The organism is Rhizobium moroccans (assembly GCF_057559155.1).
In genome coordinates, this window is record NZ_JBHFJG010000010.1 from 108,710 (window position 1) to 129,307 (window position 20,598).

The window sequence follows — 20,598 nt, forward strand, 5'->3', positions numbered from 1 at the left end:
AAGGGGGAGTGCCCCCCCCGGCGTCGCGATCAGGAACACGGAAAATCCCGTGTCGTGAACGATAGAGGAGGAAAGCATGCGCATGATTGCCAAGGGAATTCTGCCGCTTCTGGCGGCTGCCAGCCTCGCCGCGCTCGGAGCAGCATCCGCCGCGGCACAGGAATTCACGCTGCGCTTCAACCATGTGCTCGCGCCGAGCGAACCCTTCCACGAAGGTTTCATGAACTGGGCGAAGCGCGTCGAGGAGCGCACCAAGGGCGGGTTGAAGATGGAGGTCTTCCACAGCGCCCAGCTCGGTGTCGAGGAGGACATCATCGAGCAGATCCGCCAGGGCGCCAATGTCGGCCAGAACACCGATTCCGCCCGCCTCGGCAATTACGTGCCGAGTATCGCGGTGATGAACGGCCCATATTTCGTCGACTCGCTCGAAGATGTCTGGAAGCTTTCCGAATCCCCGACGCTTGCCAAATGGCAGGAGGAGCTTGCCGCGCAGCATGGATTGAAGGTGGTCTGCTTCGACTGGGTGCAGGGCTTCCGCCACTTCTTCACCAACAAGCCGATCCGCAAACCCGAAGACCTCTCCGGGCTGCGCATCCGCACGCCGCCCGCGCCGATCTGGCAGGAATCGGTCCGAGCGCTGGGTGCCGCCCCCACCGCCATGGCCTTTGGAGACATGTATCCGGCGCTGCAGCAGCAGGCGATCGACGGCGTCGAGCTCGTCTATGCGAACATTCCGGGCGGCCGTTTCTACGAAGTGCTGAAATACGCCAACGAGACGAAGCACATCATGCTGATCAACTTCCAGGTTGTTAGTTCGCAATGGTTCGATACGCTGCCGCCGGAGTTCCAGACGGCGCTCGTTGAGGAATGCAGGACCGCCGGACGAGAGACCTCGCAGAAGATCGCCGAGATGGCCGACACGATCAAGGCAGACCTGCAGAGCAAGGGTATGGAAGTGGTCTCCGACGTCGATCTCGATGCTTTCAGGCAGGCCGGCGAGAAGGCCTACGAAACGCTCGGCATCACCGAGGCCAAGAACGCCGTGCAGGCCGAACTCGGCAGGTAACCAATCGCCCCGGCCACAGGAACAAGTTCATGCGACGGATCCATGAAGCGATCGGAAAATTCGAAGCGGTGGCGGCGGGGACATTGTTGATCCTGATGGTCCTGCTGATCTTCCTGGGAGGGCTTGCCCGGCTTGCAGCCCACCCGCTCAACTGGACCATCGATTTCGCGACCTGCTTCTTCGCCTGGGCCTGCTTCATATGCGCCGACATCGCCTGGCGGCGCGACAGCCTGATGTCGATAGAACTCCTCACCGAGCGCCTGCCGACCAATGCCCAGCGCATCCTGATCTACATCAACTACCTGATTCTGATCGCTTTCCTGCTGTTCATCGTCATCTATGGAACGCAGCTTGCGTGGACGAGCCGGGCCCGCAGCTTCATGGGAATCCCGAGCATCAGCTATTCCTGGATCAGCGCCAGCCTGCCCTTCGGCGGGCTGCTGCTCCTGATGACCACGATCCTCAAGCTCGTCGATCTGCATCGCGGCGAAGTGCCCGCCGCCCATCCCTCCGTTTCGGGACCGTGACGCCATGCTCCTCGTCACCATCGCCTTCATCCTCCTGATGCTGATGGGGATGCCCGTCGCCTTTGCGATCGGCATTTCGGGCGTCGTCTTCTTCCTCCAGCATCCCGAGCTGCCGATCACCATTCCGCTGCAGCAGACGATCTCGACGACGCAGAATTTCGCGCTGCTTGCCATTCCCCTCTTCATCATGGCCGGCAATCTGATGAACGCTTCGGGCATCACCGAAAGGCTGCTCGACCTCGCCTCGGTGATTGCGGGACGGCTAAAAGGCGGGCTCGCTCAAATGTCGCTCGCTCTTTCGGCACTGATGGGCGGCGTCTCCGGCTCGGCCATCGCCGATGCGGCCATGCAGAGCCGGATGCTCGGCAACGAAATGATCAACCGCGGAATGTCGAAGGGCTTCACCGCCGGCGTCCTCTCCTTCGGCGCGATCCTGACGCCGATCATCCCGCCGGGGCTCGGCTTCATCATCTACGGCACTATCGGCCAGGTCTCCATAGGCCGGTTGTTCGCCGCCGGCTTTGCGCCCGCCTTTCTTCTCTGGGTAGGGCTGGCGGCCACCGTCTCTATCGTCGCCAACAGGCGCGGCTATCCGGCAGCGCGCGCAAAGCCCGCATCCATGCGCGAGATCGCCACGGCACTGCGGGGCGGAATATGGGCGCTGCTCTTTCCTATCATCCTGCTCCTCGGCCTCCGGTTTGGCATCTTCACGCCGTCCGAGATCGGCGCCTTCGCCGTTATCTATGCCGTTTTCATCGGTATCGCGGCCTATCGAAAGCTGAAGACGGCATCCTTCCGCGAGGCCCTGGAAGGCAGCCTGTCCGACGTCGGAGCGGTGATGTTCCTCATCGCGCTTTCGGCGATCTTCAGCTACGGCATCGTAGTCGAGCGCATCCCCGAACTCATCTCCGGCGCGATCCTCAACGTGACGGACAGCCTTTACGGCGTGATGATGCTGATCGTGCTCTTCATCCTCGCCTGCGGCTTCTTCATCGACGCGACCGTGCTGATCATCATGCTGACGCCGATCTTCCTGCCGCTGATCAAGCAGCTCGGTGGAGATCCCGTCCATTTCGGGGTCGTTTTCGTGGTCGCCGCTACGATCGGCAATTTCACTCCGCCGGTCGGAGCGGCGATGTATGCCGTCTGCTCGATTCTGAAGGTCAGGATCGGCGATTATACGCGGGAATCACTGCCGCTGATGTTTGCGGTCGGCCTCGTGACGCTGATCCTGATATTCATTCCGCAGACGGTGCTCTTTCTGCCGAACCTGCTGTTCAACCGGTAAGGAGGCTTTGGACTCATTCCACCAGGCGGATCTGCAGCTTCACATCCGAGGGGCTGCCGGCAGCCGCCCGCTCGAAGGCCTCGATCGATTGCTTGAAATCGAATGTGCCGGTGATCAGCGGCTTCAGGTTCACCTTGCCGGAGGCGATGAGTTCCAACGCCCGGTCAAAGATATTGGCATAGCGGAAAACCGTCTCGATCCGCACTTCCCTGGAGATCGCCCCCGCGACGTCGAACTCCACCTTGCGGACGGGCAGGCCGACCAACACCAGGGCGCCGCCCGGCCGCACCAGATCGAAGATACCGTCGAATGCCTTCACGCTTCCGCTCGCCTCGAAGACCACGTCCGCACCCCAGTTGCCGGTTTCTTCCGCGATTACCTCGGCCAAAGGCCGCTTAGTGACGTCGATCGGGACGATGCCCGGATACTGCCCGGCGATCTTGAGCTTCTCGGCGCTGAGATCGGAAATGAAGACACGGGCGCAGCCGCCGGCAAGGGCCGCAAGCGCCACCATGATACCGATCGGTCCGGCGCCGACCACCGCGGCCACATCGCCCGGCTGGATGCGCGCACGCGTGGCAGCCTGCATGCCAATCGCAAACGGCTCCACCATGGCCCCTTCCGCGAAGGTGACATTGTCCGGAAGCCTATAGGTGAAGGCCGCCGGGTGCACGACCTCGGGCGTCAGCACGCCATGGATCGGCGGCGTCGCCCAGAAACGCACGTCCGGATCGACATTGTAGAGGCCGAGCTTGGAGGCGCGCGAGGAAAGATTGGGAACGCCGGGCTCCATGCAGACCCGGTCGCCGATCTTGAGGTGCTTCACTTCGCTGCCCACCTCGACAATCGTGCCGGCCGCCTCATGACCCAGTACCATCGGCTCGCGCAGCACATAGGGACCGATCGCGCCATGGGTATAGTAGTGCACATCGCTGCCGCAGACACCGACCGTATGGATGGCGATCCTCACGTCGCCCGGTCCGACGACGAGCGGCAGATCGATCTCCCTCAACGAAAGAACGCCTTTTTCTTCTAGGACGAGGGCTTGCATGGGTATTCCTTTGCTCTGTTGTCTCCGGCTCCGGTCATTGGCAGGATAGCGGATGCGGCTCCGTCCTGAACAGACACATTCTCGGGCGCTGGTGATTTGCACTACCAGGACCGCCCATTGCCGGCACAATTTTTCTGCGAGGGCGGCAAAGTGCCGAAGCCATGCCTATATTGGCCGCGCGACACCCGCAAGAATGCGAAGCCTACCCGAAAAGAGGATCGATTTTCATGACCGAGAAATCCCCCGCCGACAATTTCCCCGCCGGCTATGAGCCTTCGAAAGTATGGACCTGGGAAAAGGGCAATGGCGGCGCTTTCGCGAGCATCAACCGCCCGATTGCCGGCCCGACTCACGAAAAGGTCCTGCCGGTCGGAAAGCACTCGCTGCAGCTCTATTCACTCGGCACGCCGAACGGCATCAAGGTCACCATCATGCTGGAGGAACTGCTGGCGGCAGGTCATAACCAAGCGGAATACGATGCCTGGCTCATCAGGATCGGGGATGGCGATCAGTTCGGCTCCGGCTTCGTGGAGGTCAATCCGAACTCGAAAATCCCGGCGCTGATGGACCATGCGCCGAAGGGCGGCGGGGATCCGGTCCGGATTTTCGAATCCGCCTCCATTCTCGTCTATCTCGCGGAAAAGTTCGGCGCCTTCCTGCCGACCGATCTCAGAGCCCGCACCGAAACATTCAACTGGCTGTTCTGGCAGATGGGCTCCGCGCCGTTCCTCGGCGGCGGTTTCGGCCATTTCTACGCCTATGCGCCGATGAAGATCAAATATGCGATCGACCGCTATGCGATGGAAGTGAAGCGCCAGCTCGACGTGCTCGACCGGCACCTCGCCGACAACCAATACGTGGCTGGCGGCGAATACACGATAGCCGACATGGCCATCTGGCCCTGGTACGGCAGCCTCGCTCAGGGCAAGCAATACGGCGACGCAGGAACCTTCCTCGACGTCGAGACCTACAAGAACGTCCAGCGCTGGACGGCCGAGATAGCGGCCCGCCCGGCGGTCAAGCGCGGCCGCATGGTCAACCGCACGTCCGGCGATCCGTCCGAACAGCTGCACGAGCGCCACGACGCCTCCGATTTCCAGACGAAGACGCAGGACAAGATAGGCGAGGCGTAACCCAACCGACATGGCTAAGGGAGTGTTTCAAAACACCCCTTTAGCCTGCCAATCTTCGGGGAGGAATGGCCCGCCGCGCCAACTCGCAGACATGGTCGGCCAGGGCAAGCGAGGAGGTGAGGCCGGGTGATTCGATGCCGAAGAGGTTGACGAGCCCGGCAATGCCGTGGGTCTCGGGGCCTTCTACCTTGAAATCCTGAGCGGCGATCGCCGGTGGCACGATCTTCGGCCGGATGCCCGAATAGGCGGGAATGAGCGCGCCGTCCTTGAGCTCCGGAAAATAGCGCCGGATGCCAGTATAAAAGCTTTCCGCCCGAGCCGGATCGACTGCGTAGTCAATCGCATCGACCCATTCCACATCCGGGCCGAAGCGGGCACGGCCGGCAAGATCGAGGGTCAGGTGGATGCCGAGCCCGCCTTTGACAGGGACGGGATATATGAGCCGACTAAAAGGCGTCGCCTGCCCGGAAAGCGCGAAATAGCTGCCCTTGGCATAGTTGGCCCTGGGAACATGCTCTTTCGGCATGCCCTCGATGCTCTGTGCCAGTGCAGGCGCGCCATGACCGGCCGAATTGACGAGGAGCCGACAGCGAACCGTCACCGGATCGTCACCACCGACATCGAGCTCGATGCCGCGTTCCACCACCCTGCCGCCAAGCACCGGACTTTTCAGCACCAGCATTGCGCCCGCGTTCTCCGCGTCACCCAGGAGGCAATGCATGTAGCTGTGGCTATCGATGATGCCGGTCGACGGAGAGAGAAGCGCCCCGACCGTGGCAAGTGCCGGTTCGAGATCACGTGCCTCGGCGACGGAAATCCGGCGAAGATCGGCAACGCCGTTCGCGGCCGCCCGCGCAGCGATCGCCGGCAGCATCTCCAATTCGGCTTCGGACGTCGCGACGATCAGCTTGCCGCATCTCTTATGGGAGATGCCACGCTCGGCGCAGTAGCGATAGAGCGCCTCCCTCCCCGCCACGCAGAAACGCGCCATCAGACTGCCGGCGGGATAATAGATGCCAGCGTGGATCACCTCGCTGTTGCGCGATGACGTTTCCGTGCCGATCGCATCGGCCGCTTCGAGGATCAGCACCTCACGGCCGGAAAGGGCAAGCGCACGGGCTACGGCAAGGCCCACGACACCGGCCCCGACCACCACGCAATCCAATTCCTCCAACGCCATCCTCCCCGTTCAGCTACCGAAAAGATTGCCCATGCCACCATCAAAATCAACATTCCACGACTGCGGCCGCAGACCGATCATTGTGGCCGCAGCGTCACAACCGGCGGGCGATCTCAATCGGAATGGATGTATTTCACCTTGCCTTCCCGGCTTCGTTTCCCGTAGAGCTTCTTGCATTGAAGATGAAGAACGGCGCGAGGACCATGAACGGTCGGCAGGGCGGCATCACGTCGATGGGACGGCGATGGATCGGGGTGCTCATGGGCTGCGCCTTGCTTTCGGCCTGCGCAGGGCGGCCTGAGGGCGTCCTCATTCCGACGAACCAATCCGCGCCCGGCGCAAGCACGGTCGACGTGATGGTCGCGACCACACGCGCTCCTTCTCAAAACCCCGGCGTGCTGTTTTCCGGCGAGCGCGGCGAACGCCCGAAATTGACCGAGATCTCGGTCTCGATACCGCCCGACAGCCAGAGACGGGTGGGGCATGTGCAGTGGCCGAAGCGGCTTCCGCCCAACCCGGAGCGCGAGTTCGCGACCGTCAGCGTCACCCCGATGGAAGGCGACAGCGAGGCCCGTCGCTGGCTCAACCAGCACCTGCCGAAAAGCCGCCGCGTCATGGTCTTCGTCCACGGTTTCAACAACCGCTACGAGGATGCCGTCTATCGCTTCGCCCAGATCGTTCACGATTCCAAGGCGGATGCGGCACCGGTCCTGTTCACCTGGCCGTCGCGTGCCTCGATATTCGACTATGCCTACGACAAGGAAAGCACCAATTACTCCCGCGATGCACTGGAGGATCTGCTGCGCTCGATCGCAAGGGAGCGGAATGTCGGGGAAATCACCGTCATGGCCCATTCCATGGGTTCGTGGCTGACGGTCGAAGCGCTCCGGCAGATGGCCATTCGCGACGGCCATGTAGCGACGAAGATCACCAATGTCATCCTCGCATCGCCCGATCTCGACGTCGACGTCTTCGGGAAACAATGGAGCGAGATGGGCGAACATCGGCCGCGCTTCACGCTCTTCGTCTCCCGCGACGACCGGGCGCTCAGCCTGTCGAGGCGCATTTCCGGCAATGTGGACCGCCTCGGCCAGATCGATCCGACGGCGGAACCTTACCGCACGGAGTTCGAGAAGGCCGGCATCACCGTGATCGACCTCACCGCGCTCAAGGGCGGCGATCGCCTCAATCACGGCAAATTCGCGGAAAGCCCGGAGGTCGTGCGGCTGATCGGTACGCGACTGGTCCAGGGCCAGACGATAACGGATTCACAAGTGGGTCTCGGCGACCGGCTCGGCGCGATCGCGCTTGGAACGGCGCAGACGGTGGGCGGCGTCGCAGGTGCGGCGGTCAGCGCGCCGATTGCCGTCTTCGACCCGGTCACCCGCCGCAGCTATGACGAACATCTCAATCGCGTTGGCCGTGCTCTGGAAAACACCGTAGGCACCGCGACCGGTCAATAACCGGCTTTCGCCAGCCTCGAAGCGAGGTCAGGCGACCTCCTGCCGGTAGGCGGCCATTTTCTTGCGTATATCGAGAGCCGGATCGCGGCTCAGCTTCTGCAGGAGCTTGGCGAGCCAATCCACGAAGACGCGCACCTTGTTGCTGAGATGCCGGGTCTGCGGGTAGACCACGTAAAGCGGTAGCGGCTCGCGGTGCCAGTCGGAAAGGACAGGCACCAGCTCACCCTTTTCCAATGCCTCGCGAACCATGAAATACGGGGATTGAACGACACCCATTCCGGAGACCGCGGCATTCACGTAACTGCGGCTGTCGTTGACCGAGACGACATAGCGGGCGGTGACATCAATCGCCTCGTTCCCCCGCCGGAACTCCAATGGAAGAACCCGTCCGGATTGGGCATGCAGATAACCTACGGAGAAATGCTCCGTCTCCAGCTCGCTGGGATGCTGCGGCTCGCCGAAATTGCGGATATAGATCGGAGACAGATAGGTCCGCATGTCCAGTTCGCCGACCTTGCGGGCGATCAGCGACTGGTCTGTCGGCGTGCCGGCGCGCAACGCGCAATCGACGTTTTCCGCGATATAATCCACCAGACGGTCGCCGACCCCGATATCCAGCTGTATTTGCGGATACCGCTGAGCGAAATCGCACAACGCAGGGATCACCACATGATCGGCGAAGGCCCCGGCCATTTCCACGCGCAATCGGCCGGAAGGCTGGGCCTGGGAATTGGACAGGCTGCCGTCGAGCTCTTCGAGTTCGGTGAGGATCTGGAGCGCCCGCTCGTAATAGAGAGCGCCATCTGTGGTCACGGCGACGCGCCGCGTGGTGCGATTGAGCAATTTGGTGCGCAGATGCGCCTCCAGGGCCTGTACGAGATTGGTGACCGTCGTCTTCGGCAAATTGAGCGTCACCGCGGCACGGGTGAAGTTCCCGGTCTCCACGACTCGTACGAAAACACGCATTGCGGAAAGTTGATCCATGACCGCTCACCTTTTTGCATCGCAACATTATCCCAAATTCCGGAACAGTGTTGTCGAACCAGCCGCGCTTGTGGCGCGCACCGGCAATAATAATATTTTGTGTGGATTGTAGGCAAGCACCCCTCCTTCACTAGGGGTGCCGGCAGAGGTTTTTCAATGGCCGCGCAGTGGGAAAATATATCGCTCGACCGGTCCGAGAGGCCGCCGTTGGGCGTGCGCCTCTACGAAGGCCCGTGCCGCGGCAAGGCCCCGCCGCTGGTGCTCTATCTGCGCGGCGGCTCCTTCCTCGACGTGGAGCGCGAGGAGCGCGAGAGGCCAATCGCCAGGGCACTGGCCGAAGCGGGCGCCGTCGTGCTGGAGGCAGACTACAGCAGCCAATCGCAGAACGCCTTTCCCAAGGTGCTCGACTATGCGTTCGGCGCGCTCAACTGCCTCAGCAGCCGCCGGAAACAGCTCGGCGGGGCGAAATCGCTTCTTCTCGTGGCAGGCGAGGAGGCGGGCGGCAATGTCGCGGCGGGCGTGGCGCTGAAGGCGCGCGATCTGCTGCCGGGCGAGCTCGACGGGCAGATCCTGCTTTCGCCGATGATCGACCCGATGATGGCGACGACTTCCTTCCGGCAGGCGGACTCGATTGGCATGCGCGAACGCTGGTCCGATGGCTGGGCCCACTATTTGGCTTCGGCAAGGAATTTCTTCCACCCCTATGCCGCGCCATGCCAGTGCACGCGGCTTTCGGGTGTCGCTCCGGCCCTGATCGTGACAGCGGAAGACGATCCGCTACGCGACGAGACGGTGGGCTATGCCAGCCGATTGCGGGCGGCGGGCGTGCCGGTGCGGCAGCACATCTTTCCAGCCGATTTCGGCTGGACGGGCATTTACAACGAGGAAAGTGGCGAATGGCTCGACGTTCTCTGTCGTCAGTTCGCCGGTTTCGTCCAAGACTTGAAACACTGAAAACGATTAATCCCAAGACGAGTACAGGTTCGCTCTAAGGAGCCAAGGAGAATACCGATGACTTCGAAAAAGGCACGCTGGGCCCTGTGGGGCGCCGGCCTAGGGTTTGCTGTCGCCGCAACCGGGGCAGCCTTTTATCTGGAACTTCCGAGCGGGGCCAATGCCGCGCCGGCGGAGACCGCGGCCGCGCAAGCGCCCGCAACTCCGGTGACGGTGGCCACCGTCGAACCGCGCAGTGTCACGACCTGGCAGGAATTTTCCGGCCGTCTGGAGGCCGTGGACCGCGTGCAGGTCCGTTCCCAGGTTGCAGGGACGATCCAGTCCGTGCATTTCCGCGAAGGCGGACTGGTGAAGGCCGGCGATCTGCTACTGACGATCGATCCGGAACCCTATGCCGCCGCCGTCGCTCAAGCCGAAGGCACGGTCGCCTCGGCAAAGGCGCGGGTGGAACTCACCCGCACCGAGCTCGATCGCGGCAAGATTCTTTCGGCCAAGAACACGATCTCACAAAGCGATCTCGCGCAGCGGCAGGGCGCCCATAGCGAGGCGCTCGCGACCCTGCAGTCGGCCAATGCGGCATTGAAGACCGCACAGATCAATCTCGACTACACGCAGATCCGCGCACCGATCGCCGGACGCGCAGGCAAGCTTGAGATCACGACCGGCAACCTTGTCGCCGCCGGCTCCGCCTCGCCGGCGCTCACCACGCTGGTCTCGATCGATCCGATCTATGCGAGTTTCAACGCCACCGAGGAATTGGTGAGCCGCACACTCGCCCAGCTTCCCTCCGAGAACGGCCTTCCGGCAATCGACCAGGTGCCGGTCGAAATCGGTACCCTCGGCGACGAGGGGACACCGATCCGCGGCAAGCTGCAGCTCGTGGACAACGAGGTGAATGCCTCCAGCGGCACGATTCGCGTGCGGGCAGTCTTCGACAATCCCGGCGGCCGTCTGATTCCCGGACAGTTCGTGCGGGTCCGCATGGGCCAGCCTCGCGCCGAAGAGCACCTCATGGTGAGCGAACGGGCGATCGGCACCGACCAGGACAAGAAGTTCGTTTTCGTGGTCGATGACAAGAACACCGTGGCTTACCGCCAGATCGAGCTCGGCGCAGGCGTGGGTGGCGACAGGATCGTTACCAATGGCCTGACCGCCGGCGAGCGCATCGTCGTCAACGGCCTGCAGCGCATCCGCCCCGGCGCGGTTGTCGATCCGCAGGCCGAGGCCAAGGTAGCCCAACAGTAATTACGGCTGCCGGACCTTTCCGGCAGCTCCAATCACAACCGGTTTCGTGTCGCTTGCGGTCCTTCGGGAACGCAAGCCGGGACCGTTTCGCCTCTGTTCAACCCCGGAGAGGGCTTTGACATGAACATCTCCAGATTCTTCGTCGACCGACCGGTCTTTGCGGCCGTGCTGTCGATCCTCATCGTGGTGGCGGGCCTGATCGGCATGCGCGCGCTGCCGATTTCCGAATATCCAGAAGTGGTGCCGCCTTCGGTCGTGGTGCGCGCCACCTATCCGGGCGCCAACCCGACCGTCATCGCCCAGACCGTCGCCACGCCGCTCGAGGAGCAGATCAACGGCGTCGAGGACATGCTTTACATGTCCAGCCAGGCGACCTCGGACGGCGTGCTGACGCTGACCGTCACCTTCAAGCTCGGCACCGATCCGGACAAGGCCCAGCAGCTCGTGCAGAACCGCGTCAGCCAGGCAGAGCCTCGCCTGCCGGCCGAAGTCCGCGCGCTCGGTATCACCACGGTCAAGAGCTCGCCCGACTTCATCATGGTGGTGAACCTCGTCTCGACGACCGATGCCTACGACATCACCTATCTCCGCAACTACGCGACCTTGAACATCAAGGATCGCCTCGCGCGGATCGAAGGCGTCGGGCAGGTGCAGGTCTTCGGCGCCGGCGACTATTCCATGCGCATATGGATCGACCCGCAGAAGGCGGCCGAACACTCGCTAGCCGCCAGCGACATCACCAACGCCATCCGCGAGCAGAACGTTCAGGCTGCCGCCGGCATCATCGGCGCATCCCCGAGCGTTCCCGGTGTCGACCTGCAGCTCAACGTGAATGCCCAGGGCCGCCTCCAGTCGCCCGAGGAATTCGGCAGCATCATCGTCAAGAGCGACGAGAACGGCGCCGTGACCCGCCTGCGGGACGTCGCGCGCATCGAGCTCGGCGCTGCCGACTACACATTGCGTTCGCTGCTCGACGGCGAGCCGGCTGTGGCCGTAGCGGTCCTGCAAGCTCCCGGTTCGAACGCGCTGCAGATTGCCGACAATGTGCGCGCAACCATGGACGAGTTGCAGCTCGCAATGCCGGCCGGGGTGAAATACGAGATCGTCTACGACACGACGAAGTTCGTGCGTTCCTCCATCGAGAAGGTGCTCCACACGCTGCTCGAAGCGATCGGCCTCGTCGTGCTCGTCGTCATCCTCTTCCTGCAGACCTGGCGCGCCTCGATCATTCCGCTGATCGCGGTTCCCGTCTCGATCATCGGTACCTTCGCGGTGATGTACGCCTTCGGCTTCTCGATCAACGCGTTGACGCTCTTCGGGCTCGTGCTCGCGATCGGTATCGTCGTGGACGACGCGATCGTCGTGGTGGAGAACGTCGAGCGCAATATCGAGAACGGGCTTACCCCACGCAACGCCACTTATCGGGCCATGCAGGAAGTCTCGAGCCCGATCATCGCAATCGCGCTGGTGCTGGTCGCGGTCTTCGTACCGCTTGCCTTCATCACCGGCTTGTCCGGCCAGTTCTATCGCCAGTTCGCCCTGACGATCGCGATCTCGACCGTCATCTCGGCCATTAACTCGCTGACGCTCTCCCCGGCGCTGGCCGCCCTTCTCCTGAAGGATCACCACGCTCCGAAGGATTGGCTGACGCGGGTCATGGACAAGCTGTTCGGCTGGTTCTTCCGGGGCTTCAACCGCGCGTTCGGCGCCGCCTCGAACGGCTACGGCCGCAGCGTCGGCGGACTTCTCGGTCGCAAGACCATCATCATGGCGATCTACCTGGTGCTGGTGGGCGCGACCTATAGCGTCTTCACCACCGTTCCCGGTGGCTTCGTGCCGGCGCAGGACAAGCAGTACCTGATCGGTTTCGCCCAGCTTCCCGACGGGGCGACGCTCGACCGCACCGAAAAGGTCATCAAGCAGATGAGCGACATCGCGCTCGAACAGCCTGGTGTGGCGAATGCCGTGGCCTTCCCCGGCCTGTCGATCAACGGCTTCACCATCGGCTCGAATGCCGGCATCGTCTTCGCGATCCTCGACGATTTCGACAAGCGCGAGACGCCGGAACTCTCTGGCGGCGCGATCGCCATGGCGCTGAACCAGAAATATGCCGGCATCCAGGATGCGTTCATCGCCATGTTCCCGCCGCCGCCGGTCAACGGTCTCGGCCAGACGGGCGGCTTCAAGATGCAGATCGAGGATCGCGCCGGCTTCGGTAACCAGGCGCTCGACGAGGCCACCAAGGCGTTCCTCGCCAAGGCCTCTCAAGCACCGGAACTGGCGGGGCTGTTCTCCAGCTTCCAGATCAACGTTCCGCAGCTCTATGCCGACGTGGACCGCGTCAAGGCCGAGCAGCTCGGCGTCTCGGTGACGGATGTCTTCGAAACGCTGCAGATCTATCTGGGCTCGCTCTACGTGAACGACTTCAACGCCTTCGGCCGTACCTACAGCGTGCGGGTACAGGCGGATGCGCAGTTCCGCGCGCGGGCCGAGGATATCGGCCAGCTCAAGGTACGTTCGAAGTCGGGCGAGATGATCCCGCTTTCGGCCCTACTCAAGGTAGACGCCCAAACCGGGCCGGAGCGTACGACCCGCTACAACGGCTTCCTTGCCGCCGACATCAACGGCGGGCCGGCACCGGGCTTCTCCTCCGGACAGGCCGAAGCCGCGATCGAGCGGATCGCCGGCGAAACGCTGCCGCCCGGCATCGACTTCGAATGGACGGACCTGACCTACCAGCAGATCCTCGCCGGCAATTCGAGCATCATCGTCTTCCCGCTGGCGCTGCTGCTCGTCTATCTCGTGCTCGCGGCCCAATATGAGAGCCTGACACTGCCGATCGCCATCATCATGATCGTGCCGATGGGCGTGCTGGCGGCATTGACCGGCGTCTGGTTGACCGGTGGAGACAACAACATCTTCACCCAAATCGGACTTGTGGTGTTGGTGGGGCTCTCGGCGAAGAACGCGATCCTGATCGTGGAATTCGCCCGCGAGCTGGAATTCGAAGGCCGCACGCCGGTGCAGGCGGCCATTGAGGCCAGCCGGTTGAGGCTTCGCCCGATCCTCATGACCTCCATGGCCTTCATCATGGGCGTCGTGCCGCTGGTCATCTCGACCGGCGCGGGTGCGGAAATGCGCGCCGCCATGGGTGTCGCGGTGTTCTCCGGCATGATCGGGGTGACATTCTTCGGCATCTTCATGACGCCGGTCTTCTACGTACTGGTGCGCAAGCTCACCGGCAACCGGCCGCTGATCAACCACGGCCGGGTACCCGAAACCGCCCATGCGAACACGGATGAGGTGCGGCAGATCGCGGCGGAATAATACCATAGAAGGTCACGAAAATCGAAGGCGGGCTCAATGCCCGCCTTCTTTTTTGCCGGCTTCACTTTGAACCAGCGAATGGCTTTACTCTCCAACGCGCGACGCACACAATAAAATGCCTCGCCGCCGACTGCTTCCGGCATTTCATCGCTTTGGAAAATCGGATTCCGGACGGAATATGGGGAGCCGAATCCATGTGGAGAAAAAGATGAACCACTTCGCCGTCTCGCGCCGCCTGCTGATGAAGGGTACGGGCCTGCTGCTCGCCTCCACCGCGCTGCCTCGCCTTGCGATGGCTCAGGGTGTACCGAGCGGTGGCCGGCTGATCGTGGCGGCGGATTCGGAGCCCAAGAACCTCAATCCGGCGATCGTCGCCTCCAACGGGGTCTTCTTCGTGGCGAGCAAGGTTATCGAGCCCTTGGCTGAAGCCTCCTTTGAGGGAGAAGACGGGCTTCGACCGCGCCTCGCGACATCCTGGGAGGGATCCGACGATGGCCGGTCGGTCACCTTCAAGCTGAGGGAGGGCGTGACCTGGCACGACGGAAAGCCCTTCACCTCCGCCGACGTCGCCTTCTCGGCCCTCAATATCTGGAAGCCATTGCAAAACCTCGGCCGCATCGTCTTTGCCAATCTCGAAACAGTCGATACGCCTGACGAGACGACAGCGGTCTTCCGCTTCTCCAAACCCACACCGCTGCAGCTCATCCGCAATGCGCTGCCGGTGGTGAGCAGCGTCGTGCCGAAACATCTCTATGAAGGCACGGACATCGCCACCAACCCGGCCAATGTGAAGCTCGTCGGCACCGGGCCGTTCAAGTTCGCAGAATACAAGCCGGGCGAATATTACCGGCTGGAGCGCAACACCGATTACTGGGGCGAAGGCGAGCCTAAACTTGACGAGGTGATCTTCCGCGTGCTTCCGGACCGCGCCGCCGCCGGCTCCGCCTTGGAGGCGGAAGAAATCCACCTCGCCGCCTTCTCGGCCGTGCCGCTCACCGATCTCGACCGGATCTCCAAAGTGCCGGGTATCAAGGTCATTTCCAAGGGCTATGAAGCGCTGACCTACCAGCTCGTCGTGGAGATCAATCACCGGCGCAAGGAAATTGCCGATCTCAAGGTGCGGCAGGCGATTGCGCATGCGATCGACAAGCAGTTCGTCGTCGACACGATCTTTCTCGGTTACGCTGCTGCCTCGACCGGGCCGGTGCCGAAGAACGCGCCGGAATTCTACACGCCCGACGTGGCGGCTTACGGTTACGACGTGGCGAAGGCCAATGCACTGCTCGATGAAGCCGGCTACCCCAAGGGAGCCAACGGCACACGTTTCTCCCTGAAGCTCAGACCCGCCCCCTATTTCAACGAGACGCGCCAGTTCGGCGATTACCTGCGCCAGGCGCTCGCCGCGATCGGAATCGATGCACAGCTCGTGAATGCCGATTCCGCCGCGCACCAGAAGGCGGTTTACACGGACCACGATTTCGATCTTGCCGTCGCCCCACCCGTCTTCCGGGGCGACCCGGCGATCTCCACCACCATTCTCGTGCAGTCAGGCATCCCGGCCGGTGTGCCCTTCTCCAATCAGGGCGGCTATGCGAATGCCGAACTCGACACGATCATCACCAAGGCGGCCGAAACCGTGGATGCGACAGCACGGACCGAGCTCTACAACGAGTTCCAGAAACTGGTGGCCACCGACCTGCCGCTCATCAACGTAGCCGAATGGGGCTTCATCACCGTTGCCCGCGACACAGTGCTGAACGTTTCGAACAATCCGCGCTGGGCCGTGTCGAACTGGGCGGATACGGCCCTGCAATCGTGATAGGATCGGCTCCCGGCATCGATTTCCCGAGGCGTTTTAGGGCGTGAAGCGTGCACTCCGATTGATCAGGCGCCGCGCATCGAGCAGCATTCCCGTGTTGCTGATCGTGGTGGCGTTGACTTTTCTGCTCCTGGAGCAGGCGTCCGGCGATGCGGTCGATGCCTATCTGCTGTCGATCGGCGGCGGGGATGCGGCGCTCACGCAATCGCTGCGGCAGGCCTATGGGCTCGACCAATCGATGTGGGCGCGGCTCTGGCTCTATCTCTCCTCGCTGGCAATGCTCGATCTCGGTTGGTCGGTCGCTTTCGACCGTCCGGTTCTCGACCTCATTCTCGAACGCTTGCCCAACACGTTACTGCTGATGGGAAGCGCCACGGCACTTTCCTTCGGGCTGGGCTCGGCACTCGGCATTCTCGCGGGGGCAAGGCCGGAAAGCTTCCGCGACCGGCTGCTTTCCACGGGATCGCTGGTGCTCTACGCCATTCCGAGTTTCTGGCTCGGCCTGGTGCTCAGCATAATCTTTGCGGTTCAGCTCCGCTGGCTGCCGACCTCCGGCATCGAAACCATCGCTTCGGGCAAGGACGGCCTTGCAAGGACGGCCGACATCGCGGCCCATCTCGTGCTGCCGGTCGGCGCTCTTTCTCTTATCTATCTCGCGCTCTTCCTGCGTGTCATGCGGGCAGGAATGGCGGAGATCTGGCCTCTGGACTTCGTACTTTTCGCCCGCGCCAAAGGGCTTTCGCGAGCAAGGATCGTGCTGCGCCACGTGGCCCGCAACGCGCTTTTGCCGCTGGTCACCATACTTGGCCTGCAATCGGCGGCCATGCTCGGCGGCAGCGTGGTGATCGAAAGCATCTTCGCGATCCCCGGCTTCGGGCGGCTGGCGCAGGAGGCGGTGAGCGGCCGCGATGCACCCCTCCTCATGGGGATCATTCTCGTTAGCGCCGTGCTGGTCATCTGCGTCAATCTCCTCATCGACATTCTCTATGCCGCGCTCGACCCGCGCGTGGGCTCCTCGGAGGCCGGCACATGACGGTCACGGGAAGATTTCTGCACACGCCCGAAGGTATCGGCGGCCTTCTCATCCTGACCGTGCTCGCGATTGCGGCCATTCTCGCGCCGCTGCTTTCGCCCGGCGATCCCTTGAGCATTGCCGGCCGTCCGCTGCTGGCTCCCTTCACTGATCCAGCCTTTCCGCTCGGCACCGACAGGCTCGGACGCGATGTCCTGGCCGGCATCATACACGGCACACGGACATCGCTTGCGGTGGGGATCGCCGCCGCACTGGCGGCGCTGGCGCTCGGGTTGTGTGTAGGGCTCGCGGCCGGTTTTGCCGGCGGATTGGCGGACGAGGCGCTGATGCGGGTGGTCGATGCCTTCCAGATCGTGCCGAGCTTCCTGCTGGCGCTCGCCTTCGTCAGCGTCATCGGTCCATCCGTGCCGGTCGTCGTGCTAGCGATCGCGCTCGGCGCCTGGGCCGATCCCGCCCGGCTGACGCGGGCGCAGGTTTTGACGATCCGTGAACAGGATTACGTCGCCTCCGCGCGCGTCGTCGGCATGCATCCGGTCGAAATCGCATTCAAGGAGATCCTTCCGAATGCCCTGCCGCCGGTACTGGCGCTTGCGGCCATCATCGTCGCCTCCGCCATCCTCACGGAAGCCGCGCTTTCCTTCCTCGGCCTCGGCGATCCGAACGTCGTGACTTGGGGTTCAATGATCGCGGAAGGCCGCAACGTCCTGCGTTCCTCGCCCTGGCTCTCGATCTTCCCCGGCATCGCGCTAGTGGTGACGGTCGTCGGCGTCTATCTGTTCAGCGAAGGCTTGAGCAAAGCCATCTCCGGCCATGGGATACGGATGAGATGAGCGCTCCGCTTTGCCAGATACGCGGGCTTTCGGTGCTTTATCCCGGACAACAGACGCTCGCCTTGAAGAATATCGACCTCGACATCATGCCAGGCGAGAGGCTCGCCGTCATCGGCGAAAGCGGTTCGGGGAAAAGCACGCTTGCGCGCGCACTCGCCGGCCTGCTGCCCAGTGGCGCGCGCATAGCCGGCGAAATCATCTGGCCCTCGCGGGGGCAACGGCCGGTACCCGGCCGCGATCTCGGCTTCGTCTTCCAGGACCCTTCTGCAAGCCTCAACCCGGTGCTGACGATCGGCGAGCAGGTGGCCGAAAGTGCGGCTCGGCATCTCGGCCTCGCCTGGAGGGATGCCTATGCCCGGGCATTGGAGATGCTGGAGCGCGTGCGCATCCCGCAGCCGGAAAAGGCGCTGAAGGCCTTTCCGCACCAGCTTTCCGGCGGGCAGCGCCAGCGCGTGGCGATCGCCGCGGCCGTCATCTGCAAGCCGGCCTTCCTGATCGCCGACGAGGCGACCAGCGCGCTCGACATGGTGGTGCAGGCCGAGATCGTGAAGCTGCTCGACGAGCTGGTGCTTGAGGCCGGCACGACGATGCTCTTCATCACCCACGATATCGCGCTTGCCTCCGGCTTTGCGGACCGGCTTGCGATCTTCAAGGACGGCGGCATCGTGGAAGAGGGGGCGGCGCAGGCGGTGCTGGCCGAGCCGCGCGAGGCCTATACGCGCATGCTGATCGGAAGCCATCTCGATTTGCGGAGCCCGCCGCTGATCCGGAAAAGGCGCTCCGCATGACCGAGCTGCTGACGATCAAGAACTTGTCGAAACGCTTCCTCTCTCGCGATCGAGAGGTCGCTGCGCTGGACGACGTTTCCCTCACGTTGAGAGCCGGCGAGACACTCGGCCTTGCCGGCGCTTCCGGCAGCGGAAAATCGACGCTGGCCCGCGTACTTCTTCGCCTCATCCACCCGGATGCGGGATCGATCCGCTTCGAAGGGGAGGATTGGCTTGCACATTCCGGCCGCGAGTTGCGCTGGCGGCGGGCGCGCATGCAGATGGTGTTCCAGGATGTGCTCAGCGCCTTCAACCCACGAGCGACGGTGGCCTCGGTAATCGACGATCCGCTGCGCATCCACAATGTGGTGGCAAAAAGCGAACGGCCTCGTGAGATCGCCGCTCTTCTCGATCGGGTCGGCCTGCCGGCGTCCTATTCCGCCCGCTCGACCCGCGAGCTTTCCGGCGGGCAGCGGCAAAGGGTGGCGATTGCGCGCGCCATCGCCACCCGTCCTTCGTTGATCGTGCTGGACGAGGCGGTTTCCGCCCTCGACGTTTCCGTACGCGGCAAGATCCTTGAGCTGCTCGTCGCATTGCAGGAGGAGCGCGGCATCGCCTATCTCTTCGTATCGCATGATCTTGCGGTGCTGCGGGCGGTTTCGCACAGGATCGCGGTGATGGATGCCGGCAAGCTCGTCGAAACGGCCCCCCCGCGGCAGATCATCGATGCGCCGAGCTCGCCGGCGGCCAAGGCCCTGATTGCGGCCGTCCCGCGTCTCATCATCCCACGCCAGGAAGGACAGGCGGAACATGGCTTCTGACTTATGGAACTTCCTGAACGATCTGCCGGCCTTTCCGGCAGATCGCTATGCGTCGATCGCCGATCGGATCGCCCGGCTTCTCGGCACCAGGAACGACGTGGTTCTCATCCAGGCGGAAGCCGTCGTGGCGCTGGAGGCCGTCGCCGCCAGCCTTGCGAGGCCAGGGCTTCAAACCGCCAACATCGTCACCAGCCCCTATGGCGGATGGTTCGGGGGCTGGCTGCGGCGAGGCGGAGCCTCGGTCATCGATATCATGGCCGAGCCGGCAAAGCCGATCGAGGCTTCCACGGTTGCGGCGGCTCTGGAGGCCAATCCGGATGTCCGGGTGCTCTCCCTGGTGCATGCGGAATCGGCAAGCGGCATTCTCAACCCGCTGGAAGATATTCTTTCGCTCGCCCGGCAAAGAGGCATCCTCACCGTTGTGGACGCCGTGGCTTCCATCGGCGGGCATCGGCTCGATGTCGATGCGCTCGGCATCGACATTGCCGTAATCGGCCCGCAGAAATCACTTGCGGGGCCGGCTGGAGTTTCGGCCGTCTCCGTGAGCCAGCGCGCGTGGGAGTTCATCGAAAGGGATGGTGCGCCGCGATATTCGATCCTTTCCCTTCTCGACCAGAGGGACTGGATCGAAGGTGGCCGCGGCGCCCTGCCCGGCACACCTTCGTCCATGGAGTTCTTCGCGTTGGAAGCCGCTCTTGATCGCATCGAGGCGGAGGGGTTGGAAAATGTCATCGCAAGACATGTGCAGGCAGCGGCGGCAAGCCGCGCCGGTCTGCTGGCGCTTTATGCTGAACCCTGGGCCGCGGCAGGGCGCGGCTCGCATCTCGTCACGACGGTGAAGCTGCCGGAAAGCGCGGATATGGACGGTTTGCTGAAAGCGGCGGACGGCTTCGGGGCTGCGCTGACGGCGGGCGTGGGGCCGGGTGCGGAACGGCTCGTGCGGCTCAATCATACCGGTCGGCGCGCGCGTCCCGAGATCGTGCTCGCGAATATCGTGGCCTATGGCATGGCACTGCGGGCCCAAGGGTGGCCTGCAGATATCGCCGCTGCCTCGGAAGCGATATCCGGCTTCTACGGCGGGTAGTCCCGCACAAATTCCTATAGGATTTT

Annotated in this window: 17 protein-coding genes; 14 read left to right on the forward strand and 3 right to left on the reverse strand. The window is 63.2% G+C overall.

Annotation, left to right across the window (positions count from 1 at the left end):
- The first annotated feature begins 76 nt into the window (after positions 1–76).
- Genes ACE04I_RS07885 through ACE04I_RS07895 form a run of 3 tightly spaced genes read left to right on the forward strand, consistent with a single transcriptional unit; the run spans position 77 to position 2,881 of the window.
- Positions 77–1,066, forward strand: a complete 990-nt coding sequence (locus tag ACE04I_RS07885; protein ID WP_487206925.1) for a C4-dicarboxylate TRAP transporter substrate-binding protein — start codon at positions 77–79, stop codon at positions 1,064–1,066.
- Between the two features lie 29 nt (positions 1,067–1,095).
- Complete coding sequence (locus ACE04I_RS07890) at positions 1,096–1,593, forward strand: TRAP transporter small permease (RefSeq protein ID WP_046793797.1); 498 nt, start codon at positions 1,096–1,098, stop codon at positions 1,591–1,593.
- Positions 1,594–1,597: 4 nt separating this feature from the next.
- Positions 1,598–2,881 carry a TRAP transporter large permease gene (locus ACE04I_RS07895; protein ID WP_487206926.1) on the forward strand — a complete coding sequence of 428 codons (1,284 nt, stop codon included), beginning with the start codon at positions 1,598–1,600 and terminating at the stop codon, positions 2,879–2,881.
- A 13-nt stretch (positions 2,882–2,894) separates the two neighbouring features.
- Here ACE04I_RS07895 and ACE04I_RS07900 read toward each other — a convergent pair whose 3' ends face one another.
- Positions 2,895–3,932 carry an NAD(P)-dependent alcohol dehydrogenase gene (locus ACE04I_RS07900; RefSeq protein WP_487206927.1) on the reverse strand — a complete coding sequence of 346 codons (1,038 nt, stop codon included), beginning with the start codon at positions 3,930–3,932 and terminating at the stop codon, positions 2,895–2,897.
- A 227-nt stretch (positions 3,933–4,159) separates the two neighbouring features.
- Here ACE04I_RS07900 and yghU point away from each other — a divergent pair, with 227 nt between their 5' ends.
- Positions 4,160–5,065, forward strand: coding sequence for a glutathione-dependent disulfide-bond oxidoreductase (gene yghU / locus ACE04I_RS07905; RefSeq protein ID WP_487206928.1), 906 nt, complete (start codon positions 4,160–4,162; stop codon positions 5,063–5,065).
- Positions 5,066–5,105: 40 nt separating this feature from the next.
- On the opposite strand, the gene ACE04I_RS07910 is transcribed toward yghU, so the two are convergent.
- Positions 5,106–6,245: an NAD(P)/FAD-dependent oxidoreductase gene (locus ACE04I_RS07910; protein WP_487206929.1), complete on the reverse strand. Its 1,140-nt coding sequence runs from the start codon at positions 6,243–6,245 to the stop codon at positions 5,106–5,108.
- Positions 6,246–6,478: 233 nt separating this feature from the next.
- Here ACE04I_RS07910 and ACE04I_RS07915 point away from each other — a divergent pair, with 233 nt between their 5' ends.
- Positions 6,479–7,708, forward strand: a complete 1,230-nt coding sequence (locus ACE04I_RS07915; RefSeq protein WP_487206970.1) for an alpha/beta hydrolase — start codon at positions 6,479–6,481, stop codon at positions 7,706–7,708.
- A 27-nt stretch (positions 7,709–7,735) separates the two neighbouring features.
- On the opposite strand, the gene ACE04I_RS07920 is transcribed toward ACE04I_RS07915, so the two are convergent.
- Positions 7,736–8,692, reverse strand: coding sequence for a LysR family transcriptional regulator (locus tag ACE04I_RS07920; RefSeq protein ID WP_046793792.1), 957 nt, complete (start codon positions 8,690–8,692; stop codon positions 7,736–7,738).
- 156 nt (positions 8,693–8,848) lie between these two features.
- On the opposite strand from ACE04I_RS07920, the gene ACE04I_RS07925 reads away from it, so the two are divergent.
- From ACE04I_RS07925 to ACE04I_RS07965, 9 genes are all read left to right on the forward strand, one after another.
- On the forward strand, positions 8,849–9,646 hold the full coding sequence (locus ACE04I_RS07925; protein ID WP_487206930.1) for an alpha/beta hydrolase fold domain-containing protein: 798 nt from the start codon (positions 8,849–8,851) through the stop codon (positions 9,644–9,646).
- A 57-nt stretch (positions 9,647–9,703) separates the two neighbouring features.
- The gene (locus ACE04I_RS07930; protein ID WP_487206931.1) at positions 9,704–10,891 is read left to right on the forward strand and encodes an efflux RND transporter periplasmic adaptor subunit; all 1,188 of its coding nucleotides are present in this window, start codon (positions 9,704–9,706) and stop codon (positions 10,889–10,891) included.
- Between the two features lie 120 nt (positions 10,892–11,011).
- A complete protein-coding gene (locus tag ACE04I_RS07935; RefSeq protein ID WP_046793789.1) occupies positions 11,012–14,218 on the forward strand; it encodes an efflux RND transporter permease subunit in 3,207 nt (1,068 codons plus the stop codon).
- A 208-nt stretch (positions 14,219–14,426) separates the two neighbouring features.
- Positions 14,427–16,037, forward strand: a complete 1,611-nt coding sequence (locus ACE04I_RS07940; RefSeq protein ID WP_487206932.1) for an ABC transporter substrate-binding protein — start codon at positions 14,427–14,429, stop codon at positions 16,035–16,037.
- A 43-nt stretch (positions 16,038–16,080) separates the two neighbouring features.
- Positions 16,081–17,070, forward strand: a complete 990-nt coding sequence (locus ACE04I_RS07945) for an ABC transporter permease (protein ID WP_487206933.1) — start codon at positions 16,081–16,083, stop codon at positions 17,068–17,070.
- Positions 17,067–17,900: an ABC transporter permease gene (locus tag ACE04I_RS07950; RefSeq protein ID WP_487206934.1), complete on the forward strand. Its 834-nt coding sequence runs from the start codon at positions 17,067–17,069 to the stop codon at positions 17,898–17,900. The genes ACE04I_RS07945 and ACE04I_RS07950 overlap by 4 nt, the downstream gene beginning before the upstream one ends.
- Positions 17,897–18,688: an ABC transporter ATP-binding protein gene (locus tag ACE04I_RS07955; RefSeq protein ID WP_487206935.1), complete on the forward strand. Its 792-nt coding sequence runs from the start codon at positions 17,897–17,899 to the stop codon at positions 18,686–18,688. Before ACE04I_RS07950 ends, ACE04I_RS07955 begins: the two co-directional genes overlap by 4 nt.
- On the forward strand, positions 18,685–19,488 hold the full coding sequence (locus tag ACE04I_RS07960) for an ABC transporter ATP-binding protein (RefSeq protein WP_487206936.1): 804 nt from the start codon (positions 18,685–18,687) through the stop codon (positions 19,486–19,488). The genes ACE04I_RS07955 and ACE04I_RS07960 overlap by 4 nt, the downstream gene beginning before the upstream one ends.
- Positions 19,478–20,572, forward strand: a complete 1,095-nt coding sequence (locus ACE04I_RS07965) for a pyridoxal-phosphate-dependent aminotransferase family protein (protein WP_487206937.1) — start codon at positions 19,478–19,480, stop codon at positions 20,570–20,572. Before ACE04I_RS07960 ends, ACE04I_RS07965 begins: the two co-directional genes overlap by 11 nt.
- Positions 20,573–20,598: the final 26 nt, after the last annotated feature.

Bases quoted from the DNA above. Each gene is read 5' to 3' on its own strand.
- ACE04I_RS07885 (WP_487206925.1), top strand. From the start codon at position 77: ATGCGCATGATTGCCAAGGGAATTCTGCCGCTTCTGGCGGCTGCCAGC.
- ACE04I_RS07890 (WP_046793797.1), top strand. From the start codon at position 1,096: ATGCGACGGATCCATGAAGCGATCGGAAAATTCGAAGCGGTGGCGGCG.
- ACE04I_RS07895 (WP_487206926.1), top strand. From the start codon at position 1,598: ATGCTCCTCGTCACCATCGCCTTCATCCTCCTGATGCTGATGGGGATG.
- ACE04I_RS07900 (WP_487206927.1), bottom strand. From the start codon at position 3,932: ATGCAAGCCCTCGTCCTAGAAGAAAAAGGCGTTCTTTCGTTGAGGGAG.
- yghU (WP_487206928.1), top strand. From the start codon at position 4,160: ATGACCGAGAAATCCCCCGCCGACAATTTCCCCGCCGGCTATGAGCCT.
- ACE04I_RS07910 (WP_487206929.1), bottom strand. From the start codon at position 6,245: ATGGCGTTGGAGGAATTGGATTGCGTGGTGGTCGGGGCCGGTGTCGTG.
- ACE04I_RS07915 (WP_487206970.1), top strand. From the start codon at position 6,479: ATGGGACGGCGATGGATCGGGGTGCTCATGGGCTGCGCCTTGCTTTCG.
- ACE04I_RS07920 (WP_046793792.1), bottom strand. From the start codon at position 8,692: ATGGATCAACTTTCCGCAATGCGTGTTTTCGTACGAGTCGTGGAGACC.
- ACE04I_RS07925 (WP_487206930.1), top strand. From the start codon at position 8,849: ATGGCCGCGCAGTGGGAAAATATATCGCTCGACCGGTCCGAGAGGCCG.
- ACE04I_RS07930 (WP_487206931.1), top strand. From the start codon at position 9,704: ATGACTTCGAAAAAGGCACGCTGGGCCCTGTGGGGCGCCGGCCTAGGG.
- ACE04I_RS07935 (WP_046793789.1), top strand. From the start codon at position 11,012: ATGAACATCTCCAGATTCTTCGTCGACCGACCGGTCTTTGCGGCCGTG.
- ACE04I_RS07940 (WP_487206932.1), top strand. From the start codon at position 14,427: ATGAACCACTTCGCCGTCTCGCGCCGCCTGCTGATGAAGGGTACGGGC.
- ACE04I_RS07950 (WP_487206934.1), top strand. From the start codon at position 17,067: ATGACGGTCACGGGAAGATTTCTGCACACGCCCGAAGGTATCGGCGGC.
- ACE04I_RS07955 (WP_487206935.1), top strand. From the start codon at position 17,897: ATGAGCGCTCCGCTTTGCCAGATACGCGGGCTTTCGGTGCTTTATCCC.
- ACE04I_RS07960 (WP_487206936.1), top strand. From the start codon at position 18,685: ATGACCGAGCTGCTGACGATCAAGAACTTGTCGAAACGCTTCCTCTCT.
- ACE04I_RS07965 (WP_487206937.1), top strand. From the start codon at position 19,478: ATGGCTTCTGACTTATGGAACTTCCTGAACGATCTGCCGGCCTTTCCG.